This window comes from Synechococcus sp. SynAce01 (assembly GCF_001885215.1).
Classification (GTDB): Bacteria; Cyanobacteriota; Cyanobacteriia; order PCC-6307; family Cyanobiaceae; genus Regnicoccus; species Regnicoccus frigidus.
Map to the genome: position 1 here is coordinate 44,364 of NZ_CP018091.1, position 13,136 is coordinate 57,499.

Annotated in this window: 16 protein-coding genes; 9 read left to right on the forward strand and 7 right to left on the reverse strand. The window is 60.0% G+C overall.

All coding sequences use genetic code 11. The features are described from left to right. Nucleotides 1–2: 2 nt before the first annotated feature. Nucleotides 3–2,918, reverse strand: a complete 2,916-nt coding sequence (locus BM449_RS00200; protein WP_071799597.1) for a DEAD/DEAH box helicase — start codon at nt 2,916–2,918, stop codon at nt 3–5. 281 nt (nt 2,919–3,199) lie between these two features. Here BM449_RS00200 and BM449_RS00205 point away from each other — a divergent pair, with 281 nt between their 5' ends. Continuing rightward, on the forward strand, nt 3,200–3,766 hold the full coding sequence (locus tag BM449_RS00205; RefSeq protein ID WP_071799598.1) for a DUF4236 domain-containing protein: 567 nt from the start codon (nt 3,200–3,202) through the stop codon (nt 3,764–3,766). After that, nucleotides 3,763–4,191 (forward strand): hypothetical protein, encoded by a 429-nt coding sequence (locus BM449_RS14720; protein WP_145536969.1) that lies wholly within the window; start codon nt 3,763–3,765, stop codon nt 4,189–4,191. Before BM449_RS00205 ends, BM449_RS14720 begins: the two co-directional genes overlap by 4 nt. A gap of 285 nt (nt 4,192–4,476) precedes the next feature. Here the strand turns inward: BM449_RS14720 and BM449_RS00215 are convergent, their stop codons facing one another. The 4 genes from BM449_RS00215 to BM449_RS00230 all read right to left on the reverse strand — a co-directional run bounded on the left by BM449_RS00215 (nt 4,477) and on the right by BM449_RS00230 (nt 6,543). Then, on the reverse strand, nt 4,477–4,815 hold the full coding sequence (locus tag BM449_RS00215; RefSeq protein WP_071799600.1) for a hypothetical protein: 339 nt from the start codon (nt 4,813–4,815) through the stop codon (nt 4,477–4,479). Nucleotides 4,816–4,966: 151 nt separating this feature from the next. Next, a complete protein-coding gene (locus BM449_RS00220) occupies nt 4,967–5,338 on the reverse strand; it encodes an AbrB family transcriptional regulator (protein WP_071799601.1) in 372 nt (123 codons plus the stop codon). A gap of 77 nt (nt 5,339–5,415) precedes the next feature. Further along, nucleotides 5,416–6,009 (reverse strand): thermonuclease family protein, encoded by a 594-nt coding sequence (locus BM449_RS00225; RefSeq protein ID WP_071799602.1) that lies wholly within the window; start codon nt 6,007–6,009, stop codon nt 5,416–5,418. A gap of 18 nt (nt 6,010–6,027) precedes the next feature. After that, nucleotides 6,028–6,543: a GNAT family N-acetyltransferase gene (locus BM449_RS00230; RefSeq protein WP_071799603.1), complete on the reverse strand. Its 516-nt coding sequence runs from the start codon at nt 6,541–6,543 to the stop codon at nt 6,028–6,030. A 56-nt stretch (nt 6,544–6,599) separates the two neighbouring features. Here BM449_RS00230 and BM449_RS00235 point away from each other — a divergent pair, with 56 nt between their 5' ends. Beyond that, nucleotides 6,600–7,007, forward strand: a complete 408-nt coding sequence (locus tag BM449_RS00235) for a secondary thiamine-phosphate synthase enzyme YjbQ (RefSeq protein ID WP_071801791.1) — start codon at nt 6,600–6,602, stop codon at nt 7,005–7,007. Nucleotides 7,008–7,828: 821 nt separating this feature from the next. On the opposite strand, the gene BM449_RS00245 is transcribed toward BM449_RS00235, so the two are convergent. Next, nucleotides 7,829–8,503: a flavin reductase family protein gene (locus tag BM449_RS00245; RefSeq protein ID WP_233831389.1), complete on the reverse strand. Its 675-nt coding sequence runs from the start codon at nt 8,501–8,503 to the stop codon at nt 7,829–7,831. Nucleotides 8,504–8,551: 48 nt separating this feature from the next. Next, on the reverse strand, nt 8,552–9,043 hold the full coding sequence (locus tag BM449_RS00250; RefSeq protein ID WP_186437640.1) for an alpha/beta family hydrolase: 492 nt from the start codon (nt 9,041–9,043) through the stop codon (nt 8,552–8,554). Between the two features lie 13 nt (nt 9,044–9,056). Between BM449_RS00250 and BM449_RS14725 the strand changes: the two genes are divergently transcribed. The 6 genes from BM449_RS14725 to BM449_RS14735 all read left to right on the forward strand — a co-directional run bounded on the left by BM449_RS14725 (nt 9,057) and on the right by BM449_RS14735 (nt 13,084). Then, a complete protein-coding gene (locus tag BM449_RS14725; RefSeq protein WP_145536977.1) occupies nt 9,057–9,248 on the forward strand; it encodes a hypothetical protein in 192 nt (63 codons plus the stop codon). A 503-nt stretch (nt 9,249–9,751) separates the two neighbouring features. Continuing rightward, complete coding sequence (locus tag BM449_RS14730) at nt 9,752–10,252, forward strand: hypothetical protein (RefSeq protein ID WP_145536980.1); 501 nt, start codon at nt 9,752–9,754, stop codon at nt 10,250–10,252. A gap of 16 nt (nt 10,253–10,268) precedes the next feature. Continuing rightward, a complete protein-coding gene (locus BM449_RS15120; RefSeq protein ID WP_071799606.1) occupies nt 10,269–10,817 on the forward strand; it encodes a hypothetical protein in 549 nt (182 codons plus the stop codon). Continuing rightward, a complete protein-coding gene (locus BM449_RS15125; protein WP_205526827.1) occupies nt 10,778–11,176 on the forward strand; it encodes a DUF1214 domain-containing protein in 399 nt (132 codons plus the stop codon). Before BM449_RS15120 ends, BM449_RS15125 begins: the two co-directional genes overlap by 40 nt. Nucleotides 11,177–11,415: 239 nt before the next feature. Beyond that, nucleotides 11,416–12,471 carry a DUF262 domain-containing protein gene (locus BM449_RS00270; protein WP_071799608.1) on the forward strand — a complete coding sequence of 352 codons (1,056 nt, stop codon included), beginning with the start codon at nt 11,416–11,418 and terminating at the stop codon, nt 12,469–12,471. Next, nucleotides 12,464–13,084, forward strand: a complete 621-nt coding sequence (locus BM449_RS14735) for an MAE_28990/MAE_18760 family HEPN-like nuclease (protein ID WP_145536983.1) — start codon at nt 12,464–12,466, stop codon at nt 13,082–13,084. Before BM449_RS00270 ends, BM449_RS14735 begins: the two co-directional genes overlap by 8 nt. Nucleotides 13,085–13,136 lie beyond the last annotated feature (52 nt).

Consider the following 13,136-nt stretch of genomic DNA (forward strand, 5'->3'; position numbering starts at 1 on the left):
GCTCAGGCCTCCCGGTGCAGCACGGCCACCAGCTTCAGGTAGGGGGCCGGTTCGATCGTCATCACATCGCTCACGAAGCGCTCGTGGTCTTGGAAGCGCACGTTGATCGCCCGTTGGTTGATCTGGCGCTGCTTTTCCTTGATCTGTTGAGGCCGTTGGTCGGCATTAAAGGTGAGCGCGAGCTGCTCCTCCTGCCGCCCGCGCAGCCGCCTCAACCGTTCGCGCTGGGCGTCCAGCGCCGGCCCCATCTGCGCACTCCAGCGCTCACGGCAATCGAGCAGGAACTGATAGGCCGCCTCCACCGCCACCCGGCGCTGCTGCTTGATGGACGGCGGGATCTCGGCTTTGGGGTTGGCGTAGGGCTTCTGGCCCAGCTCCAGTCGCTCGGCCAGCGCCTGGAACGGCTCCACCGCCTCCACCTTCAGGCCCGAGCCGCTGAAGCGCACCGCCACCCATTCCTGCACCACCGGCATGCCCTTGCGGTTGGGAATCGTGCCCTGCAGCACCATCTCCACCTCAGCGGGTTTGAGTCCCTCGCTGAGTTGGAGTACGGGGGCGCAATGGCGGGAGAAGGTGATCTGGCCGCAGTCGGCCAACCAGTCGACCAGCGGATGCAGATCCCAGAGGTATTCCAGTTCAGGCCTGGTGCTGTCTTGCCGGCGGGCTTGTTCCAGGGCCCTCTGCAAGGCCGCCACGTCGGTGGAGAGGGCCAGACGCTGGCCCCGTGGTGGTTGCAGTTCGCGCGGGTAGCGGTCGTAGCGGCGCTGCAGGTCTGGCGGCGGTGTGATCTCCAGCCGTTCCTGCTCGGCAAAGGCGCGCAGGTCAAGTTTCTCGCCTCGGCGTTCCAACGCCTCAGCTGCGGCCTCCAGGGCCCGATCCACGTAGGTCCACAGGCTTGGGAACAGGCTGAACGGTTTGCGCTGCTCCACCTCAAGGCCCGTCGCTACTGGGCTGGCGGTGTCTGCCTCGTCTAGCTCTGCGCTGCCGAACATCTCCTCGAAGAGATTCAGGTCGCTGCTCTGCTCCAGAAATGGCCGGGCATTGGCATCCATGCGCTGCTCCAGCTCATCGGCTGCACCGGCCTCAATCGCTTTGCCGATCTCCTCCTCCTCAATGGCGGCATCGAACACCCGCAGGAACACAGAGGGATCACCGATGTTCTTCTGGGCCTGGTCGTCCTTGCGGATCAGCACCCGCAGGATCTTCTCGGCATCACCCATCCCCTCGCTGCGCGACTGGGTGAGCATGTAGCGGATCTGCGGTTGTTGGCTCTGGCCGTAGCGGTCGATGCGGCCATTGCGTTGCTGCAGGGTCATCAACGACCAGGGGATATCGAAATGCACCAGCCGGTGGCTGAGGTAGTGCAGGTTCAGGCCTTCGGAGGCCACCTCGGTGGCCACCAGGATCCGCACCGCCTCTTTCTCCTGGGCGAATTGCTCCACCACCCGCGTCTGCTCCACATCCGGCATGGCGCCATCGAGCTGCACCACGGCTCCCTCCGCTAGCCCCAGATCTGCTGCCAGGTGCTGCACCAAAAAGCGCTGGGTTTCACGCCGCCCCGTGAAGATCACGATCCGGTCGTTGGGGGCACGGCCTTTCCAGGCCCAGTCGCTTCGGATCAGGCTGAGCAGCCGCTGGTACTTCGAGAAGTCGCCGGCACCGATCACCTCCAGATTGGGTTCCAGATCCTCAAGCGCGGCGATGTCAGCGGGAGCTGGGGTGGCAGCAACATGAAGCCGCTTGAGGCGGTTACGCACTGTTTCCAGCGCTGCCATGGGGCTGGAGAGCAGGCTCTTGGCCAGCGTCGTCTTAAACAGCTGGCCCGCCTTGGCTTTGGCGTCGCTGTCGGGCAGCTTGAGCTCTTTCAGCAGGGCGAACACGCGTTCCTCAGGTTCACTGGCCTGGGCCTCCACATGCCGTGTCTCCCGCTCCTGGACGCTGCTGCGCAGATCGGCGATCACGTCCTTGCGGAAACGCCGCACATACAGGTCCTTGATGTCGTCCTTGGTGTAGGCGCTGGGGTTGGCAATCGCCGTTGGATCGAGCATGTTCATGAGGCTTGCGAAGCTCTCCGGCTTGCCGTCATGCGGTGTGGCTGAGAGCAGGATCAACGTCTCTGATCGCGTCGCCAGGCGCTCTGCCAGCCGCGCCCGTTGGCTTTTCTGGGTGCCACGGGCCCGCTCCGCCACGTTCTGGCACTCATCGATCACGATGATGTCCCAACTGGCGTTGTCGAGGTAGAAGCGGTAATCACGGTCGTTTTTGAGCGTGTCAACCGAGACGATGGCCTTGTCGTAGTAGTGAAACGGGTTCTGGTTGGTGGGAATGTGCTCGCGGATGCGCTGAATGCCCAGCGAATCCAGCCGCACCAGCGGGATGGAGAAGCGGGTCCAGAACTCCTTCTGGAACTGCACCAGCATGCTTTTGGTGGTGACCACCAGGATCCGCTTGCCCCGGCCGCGGCGGATCAGCTCGCTGCAGAGGATGCCGCACTCGAGCGTCTTGCCCAGACCCACCGCATCGGCGATCAGCAGCCGCTGGCGCGGCATGGCCAGGGCCTTGGCGGCAGGCTGGAGCTGAAACGGCAGCGGGTCCATGGCCGCGGTGTGCCCCACCACCAGCGCTGAATCGGTGGGCACCGTGCGGCGCAGGTGCGCCTCAATGAACAGCAGGCTGTCGCGGTATAGGGGCGAAGGATCACTCACCAGCTCGGTGTCTTCCGGCTGCAGCACCTTGAAGCTGCCGGCCGCCTGCTCCACCTCCACCAAGAAGCGGGCTTCCTTCTCCCGCAGGAACGGCGAGACGCCCACCACATCCACCACCTGTTGGCCCTCGGAGCTGCGGCCCAGGCTGCGCACCAACCACTCGGCGCTGCGGCATTCGATGCGGGCCCCGGGGGCGAGAACGGCTTCAGGCATGGTGTAACCCGTTCACCGGAGCGCCGGGCTTGAGGTCTGTAAGACAGGCGCCCATGCAATCACCAGCTCCGGCCAGTCGATCCTGCAGCCCTGATGGGTAGGGGCTGCCATCAGCAGTATTGGCACAACTGACGGGTAGTTTGCCCAGGTCTGAGCCCCGGTAGGGCCAACACACGCAAATCCGGGGGAATTTCTCTGGCAGAAGCAGTATCCAAAACGCTCCGGTGGGTTGCGCCAGGGAAGTATTTCTGAGGCCAAGCTGGTTGGCGCCTCGTAACTCCATGCCCTTCCGCTTCCGCCGCAGCTGCCGCCTGGGCCCGTTGCGCTTCAACTTCGCCAAGAGCGGCCTGAGCTCGATCTCAATCGGGGGCCGTGGGGCGTCGTTCAACATCCCAGTGGCACGCTCCGGCAGTGCCCGCACCACGCTGGGGCTGCCAGGCACTGGCCTGAGCTGGAGCGTCGAGCCCAGCGGTGGGCCAAACCGCCCACCAGCAGCCATCCCAGCTGGTCCTGCAAAAGGTCTGCCCAACAGCCGTCGCCTCAAGGCCGGCCAGCTCGATGCGCTCAAGCAGAGCTGCCTGTCAGTGCTGCGCAAGAAGCTCATCCAGCCCGGCAGCAGCACCCAGCAGCTCTGGGAGTTGGGCCTGGTGAGCCGCCTTCTGGCGGATCCGTCGATCGGCGCCCGCACCACCGGCTTGCTGGCTGTGATCGAAACCCCAGAAGCGATGGAGGCCTACCTGCTGCGGGCCCAGGGCCAGAACGACCTCAAACGGCGGGCTAAGCGCTGCATCGATGCCACCGAAGAAGCTTTGCGGCTGGCAGGGGAGCGGGGCTGGTTGAGGCCATGAGCAAACTGCGATGCAACGGTGTTGGCGGCGGCCCTTCCCATCGTCCGCCCCGCGGCAAGGGCGGTGCGAGTCGGCCTGGCGGCCGACCCTTGCCATGCGGTGCGGCGGTGGGGGCGTCCCGCCTGCGCGCCCATAAGGCGCCTGCTGCCATGCCCCGTCCCATCACCAGCGGCACCGATCCCGTGCTGCTCCTGCTCAGCTGCCGCGAGGCCATCCGCGCCGTTCTCTTAGCGGCCGAGGCCACACGGGCCCATGGAGCTCCCTTTTCAACCAGTGAACGGCACTTCCTGCGGCAAGTGGCGCTGCCGGTGATCGAGCAATTCCTCAGCCGCATCCAGCAGATCCGCAGCGAGCAGGAACAGCAGCAGTGGGAGCGCTTTGCGGCAGGCCCGGGTGAGGCGGCCGGGCCCTCCAGCGGTAGCTGAGCCGTAGCCCACTGCCCATTGGGCCTACGGGTCGATGATCAGCGATTGACGCGGTGCTGGCAGCCGCTCAAGCAGCAGCTCCAACTTGCGGTCCTGTTCCTGCAGCACTCCCAGAAATTGCAGCGGACACGCCCAGCACGGCAAGCCAGGCCAGGGAGGTCAACAGAACAGCCCGCAGAACTCCAGACCAGCTACTGCAGCCGGAGCAACAACCGTTTGGCTTGCCTTCTCTGCAGTTGTCCTCCACTTGCAGATTGAGGACGAGCTTCAGCACCGCTTCCGGCGTCACCGGGACGATGGCGGAACCCGGTGTTGGTGATCGCGTGGTCTCCAGCAGTTCCTGCCGGCAGCGATGCAGTCCGCCGCCTGCCCAAACAGCCCCCAGGCTTTGGTGTTGCGTTGCAGCACCACCCAACGCTTTGGTCTGGCGTCGTTACGCGCCAGCTGGCAGGCTTTGACCAGCGACCAGCTCCGGCCAGCCGCCACCGAGGGATCGGCCTCCAGCAGCAACCTGCCGTGGGGATCACAGGTGAAACCGGTCACCACTTTCAGCGCAAAGACGTCGACGATCTGGCATTGGACAGATCGCTGAGCCTCGCTCCACTCCGGTGCCACGAACAACAAGGCGCCACCGTGCCGTCGCAGGCAGTTTTGACGAGCTGGTTTTCCTGCACCGTGACCCTGCACCAGTGGCAATCACGCTAGGGAAAGTTGTTCGTCGCACCAACCGCAGTGGAGGCCTTGACGTCAGCCGTAACAGAGCTGCACGCTCGCCTCATTCTTCGTCGTCGACCGCACCAGCAGGAATCAGCCGGATCTGCTTCTTACCCAGCTTGATCTCGAATTCATCGCCAGGCTTGAGGTCAAGTAGGGCTGTGTAGGCCTTGCCCACCAGCAAATTTCCGTTGAACTGGATTTTGGCGGTGTAGCTCAAGCTGCGCCCACCACTGCCGCGTCCTTTGCTAGTGCCATCACCAAAGCTGAGGCCTTTGGCCTCCAACAGGGCCTCGTAGAAGGCCGTGAAGTTCAGGCGCTCACTGCCATCTTTCTTGGTGCTCACGTAGCCGGCAGCTCGCACCAGATCAGATTTGGAGCCATCTCCAAGTTCTTTGACTTTGGCGAGCAGTTCAGATCCGGTGAGGGCCATCGATGTAGAGCAAGAATGGAACCAACATAGCAAAGTGGAAGAAGATTCCGGTGCCAATGGTGCGGCCAACCGTCATCTCAAGGGCGCAGCAGTTCCTGGGCGCGGGCATAGGAGCCGATCTCACTGCAGCGATAGCGGCGGCCAGCAGGAACGGATCTGGAATCAGCAGCAGATCGCGATGATCTTCTGCTGCGTCGAAAGTCCCAGGGCCTGGTGATTCCGCCAGGCACCTGCCACACGCCATAGCGGCGCCGGCTGGCCCTGAATTCGGCATCGAGATAGGCCTTCTCGTCGCATTGGCCGAGGTACTTCAGGTACGCAAAGGCCATCCCGTCTTCCACCATCGCCAAGTTCAAGTTGACCTCCCCGATCACTTCGGCCACGGTGCGGCCATAGCGATCCACGGTCTGAGAAAGGAGGTTCACCTTGCTGCCGATCTTCAACCGGCTCTGCAGATAGCTGCGGGCCTGTTCGCCATAGGGAGCCTGGGCCAGCTCCGGGGCGTCAATGCAGGCCAGGCGCACCGTGATCCGCTTGCCGCCTTCGATCACCCGGATGGTGTCGCCATCACCGATGGAGACGACAGTGGCAGTGGCGCGGCCATCGGGGCCGGCGAGCGCAGCCGGCAGCAACGAAAGGGCCAGCAAGGTTGTCAGCAACACCTCTCTCATGCAGCCTTCATGCAGCTCTCATGCAGCTGGACTCTCCAAGAGGCTCTGGACCATCACATAGGCATCCACGTAACCGAGTTGCCTGTGGCGAAAAGCCCCAGGCAGGGTGCCGATGGTGCGAAATCCATTGCGCTTCCAGCAACGGATCCCGGCGGTGTTGGTACTCACCACCAGGTTGAACTGCATGGATCGAAACCCCAGCCGCCGGGACGCCTCAAGCGAGTGCTGGCAGAGGAGGCTGCCGAGGCCTTCACCCCGGCAGTGCCCTGCCACCACATAACCGGCATTGGCCACATGGGCGCCAAGGCACAAGGCATTGGGCTTGAGGTAGTAGCTGCCCACCACCGCTCCATCGCCATTGAGTGCCACCATTACCGCCTGGCTCTGCTCCACCCACAGAACTCTCGCCTCGGCCTCGGTAATCGCCGGGTCGTGGGGGAAGCTTTCGCCGGCGCGGAAGACAGGCTCCAGCAGCCGCCACACCCCAGGCCAGTCGGCCGGCTCACATGGGCGGATCTGCAGGGGAGAGGCCATTAGTGCCAGGAATGCCGATCATCAGATCTGAGATTGTCTCGCCCCCTGTTGCCGCCATGCGTGAGTTGCTGCACTTCGCCAGCCATCGGAACCAGCAGCTGGTGGACATCACCGAGGCCGTGACTGCCGTGGTTCGTCGCAGTGGTGCGTCCGATGGTCTGGTGCACGTCTATGCCCAAGGCGCGACAGCGGCCGTGATGATCCAGGAGAACTGGGATGAGAGCGTGCAGGAGGACGTGATCGATTTTCTGAGCCAGCAGATCCCCAAGGGGGTGTGGAAGCACGATGCGCAGGACGGCAATGGTGATGCCCACCTCAAAGCCGGCCTGGTGGGTCCATCGGAAACGATTCCGTTGATCGATGGGAAGCTGGGCCTCTCGCGCTGGCAGAACATCTTCTTCTGCGAGTTCGACGGGCCACGCGAGTCGCGCAGCGTGGTGGTGACGGTGCTGGCCGACCGCTGATTTTGTTTGCGGCCGCTGCCTGGCGGATCTGAACCACGAAGCCCAAGGGGTCCCGATCCAGGGATGGGGTCTGGGAATCGCCGATGACAGGCCTGTCGGCAGCAGGCAAAAAGAAATCCACCTCTGGAAGACTGGAATCAGGCGTTGATCGGAGGGCTGTGTGGGGAGGCCAGAGTCCGATCTCCCTGTTGAAGGCCCACAGGGCCTGGATCTGCCCGCCGGCCGCTCCTACCTCTGCAGCTGCGGCCGCTCCCGCCAGGGCTGGTTTTGCGATGGTGCCCACCTCGGCAGCGGACTGATTGCTCGTGAGGTGGTGCTGGCGGAGCCAGGCACCGTGCAGGTGTGCCGCTGCGGCCGCTCTCGCCGCTATCCCCTTTGCGATGGAAGCCATGGGCGAGCGGCCAGGAAGCCCTGGTGGAAGTGGTGGCAAAGAACAACCCCAACCGTGAAGACGCCTTCATGAAGAGCCGTTGCCCCCGGTGAAGTCCGATGTCGATCGCGCCACAGACCTTGCCGTCTCCGGTGGGCCGTCCGATTGTTCACTTATCGGTTTCGGAGGCCCAGCGATGGATGACACTCCCCCGGGTCAGGTGCCAGGAGCGCGCTGACGATCCGGTCCCTGCTCCAACATTCTCGACGGATTACTGACTTCCCAGGCGTGTGACGTTGTCGCCGTCCACTGCACCGTTAAAGGCCTCGCCTCAGGTGCCCCGGACCCAAAGGGAGGTCCCACTTGTCAACTGGCCCCAGGCGCCAGCGTCAGCAGCTCCGCCCCCACAATCAAACTGCTCAAAGCCCGGTGGCCTTGTCACTGGGCTTTGTCATGACTGCCCCAGCCTGGGGCGCACCAGCTTGAACACCTCCCCCAGGCGCGTGTAGTCATTCAAGGCCAACTTGCCCACCGGTCGGAGAGCTTCCGTTGAAGCCGTACCCGAGGGGCCCAGGCAACGCTCCTGCACGTGCACCATGACCACCTGGCCCAACGCCATGGTGAACGTGGTGCCAGGCACGGGGATCAGCTCGAGCAGCTCACATTCCAGGCAGGCGGCGGCATCCTGCACACGCGGGGCCGCGATCCGGCTGCAGGGGACGGAGATGAGTCCAGCGGCCTCAAATTCATTGGTGCCGGGTGGGTAATCGGTGGCGGTGATGTTCATCGCCCGGGCGAGCCGGTCATCCACCACATGCACCGCAAAGCAGCGGGTCTGGCGGATATTCCGCAGGGTGTCCTTCTCCCGATCGCGCCGGGCACCGATCGACACCATTAACACCGCCGGCTGATCACTCACGGCATTGAAGAAACTGAACGGCGCCAGGTTGGCTTGCCCCTCGCTGTTGATCGTGCTCACCCAGGCAATCGGCCGAGGCACCACCAGGCTGGTGCACAGCCGGTAGAGCGCCGCGCCATCAAGGGTGCCTGGGTCGATGGAGCGAATCGGCTCGGGTCCGGGCATCGACGAGCCGAGATCAAGGGGCACTTCATGCTGCAGCAACACCGCCAACTGGCCCTTCCTGGCGATGACCTTCTTCTGGGAAGCCAGGGCTCAGCCGCTGAGCAGCTGCCGGAGGAACTGATCGCTTAGCGCCACCGCCGTGGCCCAGTTCTCCGCCTCGCTGAGCCCGGAGCTGCGGGTGGGCTTGAAGCTGTGGTCACCGCTGGGGATCCAGCGCAGCTGCACCTGCGGCGAGAGGCTGTAGGTCTCCACCTCCTCGCGGCGACCGAACGTGTCCCGTTCCCCCTGCAGGATCAGGGTGGACGTCTGCAAGGCGCTCAGGTGTTCGGTGCGCAGCTGCAGCGGTTTGCCGGGCGGGTGGAAGGGATAGCCCAGACAGAGGCAGCCGCGCACCCCATCGCTGGCGGTCAGCTCATCGGCCAGCAGGCTGGCCGCCCGGCCGCCCATCGACTTGCCGCCGATGAACAGTGGCCGGTCCGGGTGCTCCGTCTGCTCAAGCCGTGCCTGCTGGCGGAATGCCTCCTGCAGCACCGGCATCCGATTGGGTACCTGACACCTGCCCAGGATTCGCTGCCGGGCCATGTACGGAAACTCGATGCTTCGCAACCGCAAACCCGACTCCTATTTTGCTCGGCCGCTGCTGACCTCCAGGGACCGGATCAACCGGCACAGCGGAGAGGCACCGCCGATCCGAGGTCTGATCCTGCTCCATCCGGCCTTGGAGCGGATCCCCGGTGACTACGCCAACGGGATGGCCTTCAGTGAGATCGAGGCCCAGCAGCTCTAGAGCAACTACCCATGGCGGGAAGCAAAGCATCAGCGACCTACTGGATTTTCAGAGCCAAAGCATCAGGGACTGCAGCCAGATTGGAAATAACTTGTTCGGCCGTTTTCTTCCTTAGCTGATTCGTCGCGCCCCCTTCTTGGAGCAGCTTCGATTCGCATCTGTATCCAAGTGAACACTCGGTTTGCGGGTCCGCATAAGATCAGGACGTAAAGGGGAGTTGCCTCGCCAAACCGTTGCCAGCCAAAGGGTGCTGACCCTTGGCACGAACAGGACAGTCGTGTTCTGCGGCCGGAGGGGCACCTCAGCGGGTGGATATCAGACCCGCCTAAATACTATTGATTAGACCGGGTTCTTAAGATTGTACTGGGTGTGTAGGATATTTCTGCGGCTAAGCCAATCGCTGGAGCCGACACTGCCTGCTAGCCGAACGACGTTCGGTAGAACTGCGGTGCGGCTCAGCTCCTAGCTAGGCGTCACAATCACCGTCCACACCAAAGGGGCACATGTCCAAATTCAGCGAACTTTGCCAAGCGTATACAGATTCACGTGCGTCATACTTTGACTATCGCGATAAAAGCTATTCGTTTGCGATGGACATGATTAATCGTTATGTGAAATTCTTGGATATTCCCACAGAGAACACTCGCTTTGTACCTCTTGACATAGAGCCAACAGCGAACACCACGTACACATTGCACGGCGCAATGCATTTAAATGAAGACACCTTCTGGCACCTTGGCTTCCAGATGATTCTGTACTCTGCTCCGAACGTATTTCCTCATCAAGCCGTACTGCTAGCATTCAAGTTCAAGAGATCGGAGGATGCATTTCAAGTAAAAATATCTGCCGATGATAGTGGACACAAAGTTCGACTTGGAAACGCCGCAGATTTCGATGCGTTATTTGTTTTTCTTCAATCTCAGATAGAAAAGCATTTCCGAAATGATCTCCAAACATTTCTTGAGAGTTCAGCCTCGACTCGCCAGATTGGCTTCATTCAGTAAGGACGTCTAACAGAACTTGTATTTCTGGCGCAGTTTCATCGAGGACGGCAGCACCGCGACCGCATTTGAGAACACCCGGAAGTTTGCCAAGGTTTATCGGCTGGCCGCCGCCAAGAACCCGCCGCCGATGCAGTTCATCAATGTGTCGGTAAGTTCTTCAATACCATTGGCAGGAACGACTACAGTTTTTTTCACTGACATCGATGAAATCGTCCAAGCCCAGCCGAACGAGGCCTCCAGCGCAGAAATCCTGGGCATGCTGGCCACCATTTGCATCGAGAAGGGCAAGGCCTTCAATCCGGACGCCAAGCTCAAGAAGATGCTGAGCGAAGTCGTGGCTGTGGGCAATGCCACCGCCCGCACCATCGCCTACAAGCCGCGAATGAAGGAGGCTTTCCTGAATCCGGGCAGCGCATGGTTCTTCCCATTCGTGGGCGGGAGCTACCAGTTCCTCTCGCAACCGGGCTGCGCAACCTGGCATCACGTGTCCTGTACTCCTACAACTACACCGGTGTCACTCCGGCGATGGCGTTCGAAATGGTGGGCGTCGGCTCGCAGTACGTGATGGCGACCAGCGGCGCCAAGGGCATGCCGCTGGAAGGTGCCAAGACCTACAAAATTCAGCTGCCACCGAAAATCCCGGCCAAAGACTTCTGGTCCTTCGTCGCTTATGACAACCAGATCCGCTCAATGCTGCAGACCGACCAGCATTTTCCGAGCATCGGCAGCAAGGATAAGGACATCGTCATCAATGGCGACGGTTCGGTTAATGTCTGGTTTGGACCCACGGTCCCCAAGGTGCATGAAAACAATTGGGTTAAGACCGCTTCCGGCAGGGGCCGGTGCGTGCTGCTGCGCCTGTATGGGCCCGAGAAGAGCTGGTTCGACAAGACTTGGAAGCTGAGTGAGTTAGAATTTCAATAGGAATAAAGTCGGGCATCCCTCACTCCTCACTGCCGGAACTGGATGCCCGAGTGGCCAGACGCCGAGCAAAGCCGTGAACCGGAGCGGCAACGTTGAGCAGATTCAAGTCGACAATCTTCTGTCACCCCAGGTTATGGCAAGCGATGGGGGGGGCAGGCAACAGCTCTTCGCTATCATAATGCGTGGATAGATTCGCATAGCCTTGTCATTTGTACTTAACTCTTGCGCCCATACACAGCATGTCTACCACAGAACTTGACCACGCACTGACCGAGGCCAGAAACACGCTCACAGCGGATCGTTTAGATATGAGTTTCGGCGAGCTTATCAATATGTATGACTCAGGTGAGTTAATAATCGATCCAGAGTTTCAGAGGTATTTTAGATGGGGTGTAGAGCAAAGAACTCGATTCATTGAATCAATCTTGTGTGGCATTCCGGTCCCATCCTTATTCATGGCAGAAGATCAGGATGGCAAGTGGGAAGTGGTTGACGGCCTTCAGAGACTCAGCACTGTTCTTTCCTTCTTTGGCAAGCTGCAAGGCCACAAGTCAAGTGAGAATCACTGGCAGATGGGGGCAGGAGATATTGTTCAGGAGCTTGATGGCAAAAGTGTAGACGATCTCCCCCTGAAGTTTCAGCTCAACATCAAGAGAAGCCCTGTAAGAATTGAAGTTGTAAAGTGGGATTCTAAGTATGACATGCGGTATGAACTCTTCAATCGCTTGAACACTGGTGGCTCACCATTAACCGATCAAGAAGTGCGCAATTGCATTTTTCGGGGAACAGGTAATGATTTGTCAAATGAGATTCACGGGCTCGCGTCCAACGAACTGCTCGTGGAATTGGTGGCGCCGAGCGATCGCAAAAAGGCAGGATTATATCTAGATGAGTTGGTCCTGAGATTTTACGCATTGCTCTGGTCGCAAGCACCACGAAATAATCTTGGCGAGCACTTGACCGAATACATGAGGGCTGCATCTGAAAGGCATGAGTTGTATCAAGGCATGAAAGAATTATTTTTAAGAACTCTTGATGCGCTATCTAAAGCAGGCATTGAGAAGGTTTTCCAAGGGGCAAACTATCAGTTCTCCCCATCAAAATACGATGGGATTATGATTGGCATCGCAGAGAATATCGAGCACTGCGAAGGTGATTCATCATTCGTTGCTGTGCGGATTAACAGGCTTAATGCAGACAGTGAATTTAAATCTGCGACGGGTGTGGGGTCAAACTACAAGGAAAGAGTCAAGAAGAGAATTGAACGCGCAAAATCTGTATTTAGCAATGACTGATCTACGCGAGGAGTTATTTGAAGTGATTGACCGCCGTCAATCAGATATAGCGCTTGCCAAGAGATCCATATGCCTTGCCCGAACCGAGGCCCAAAGGAGTTTACTTTTCAGAGCATGTACTCTATTGATATATGCGGCTCTTGAGGGTGGCTGCAAGGAAATGACTAGCTGCTTGCTTTCAAGGGTTGCCAAGACTCGACCAAATATCTCTGACTTGGCTACGCCTTTCCTGTTTTTAGCCATCAAAAGATCTTGCCGCATAGGCGAAGCTGTTCTTGACTTACAAAAGAGGCACAAGCTTGCCGAAGAGGTGAGAGAGGCGGTTTCTGGGCCGGTCAAGATGCCAGGCTCTATCAATATAGAGTCTAACCTGACCCCGAAGACATTGATGAGAATGTGCCAGTCGCTGATGATTAAATATCCACTGGATAACGCTGGCGAACAGGAATTAAACCTGCTACTTCGCTACCGTAATAACATCGCTCATGGTGATCAGAATATGCCAATTGACATGATGCGGATCGATCAGTTCAGTCATATTGCTCAGTTCATACTCGTAGAAGTAGCTAGTGAAGTAAGTGACTGCAGTGTCAACGCTTATTGGAGGCGATGAGGCGCTGTCTCTTTGCCCACCAATAAGCCCCTCAAGTGGACAGGCCGCCGCC

Excerpts from the sequence above, each read along its gene's own strand:
- BM449_RS00250 (WP_186437640.1), bottom strand. The coding sequence starts at position 9,043 with ATGGCCCGGCAGCGAATCCTGGGCAGGTGTCAGGTACCCAATCGGATG.
- BM449_RS14730 (WP_145536980.1), top strand. The coding sequence starts at position 9,752 with ATGTCCAAATTCAGCGAACTTTGCCAAGCGTATACAGATTCACGTGCG.
- BM449_RS00220 (WP_071799601.1), bottom strand. The coding sequence starts at position 5,338 with ATGGCCCTCACCGGATCTGAACTGCTCGCCAAAGTCAAAGAACTTGGA.
- BM449_RS00200 (WP_071799597.1), bottom strand. The coding sequence starts at position 2,918 with ATGCCTGAAGCCGTTCTCGCCCCCGGGGCCCGCATCGAATGCCGCAGC.
- BM449_RS00225 (WP_071799602.1), bottom strand. The coding sequence starts at position 6,009 with ATGAGAGAGGTGTTGCTGACAACCTTGCTGGCCCTTTCGTTGCTGCCG.
- BM449_RS14720 (WP_145536969.1), top strand. The coding sequence starts at position 3,763 with ATGAGCAAACTGCGATGCAACGGTGTTGGCGGCGGCCCTTCCCATCGT.
- BM449_RS00270 (WP_071799608.1), top strand. The coding sequence starts at position 11,416 with ATGTCTACCACAGAACTTGACCACGCACTGACCGAGGCCAGAAACACG.
- BM449_RS14725 (WP_145536977.1), top strand. The coding sequence starts at position 9,057 with ATGCTTCGCAACCGCAAACCCGACTCCTATTTTGCTCGGCCGCTGCTG.
- BM449_RS15125 (WP_205526827.1), top strand. The coding sequence starts at position 10,778 with ATGGCGTTCGAAATGGTGGGCGTCGGCTCGCAGTACGTGATGGCGACC.
- BM449_RS14735 (WP_145536983.1), top strand. The coding sequence starts at position 12,464 with ATGACTGATCTACGCGAGGAGTTATTTGAAGTGATTGACCGCCGTCAA.
- BM449_RS00235 (WP_071801791.1), top strand. The coding sequence starts at position 6,600 with ATGCGTGAGTTGCTGCACTTCGCCAGCCATCGGAACCAGCAGCTGGTG.
- BM449_RS00205 (WP_071799598.1), top strand. The coding sequence starts at position 3,200 with ATGCCCTTCCGCTTCCGCCGCAGCTGCCGCCTGGGCCCGTTGCGCTTC.
- BM449_RS00230 (WP_071799603.1), bottom strand. The coding sequence starts at position 6,543 with ATGGCCTCTCCCCTGCAGATCCGCCCATGTGAGCCGGCCGACTGGCCT.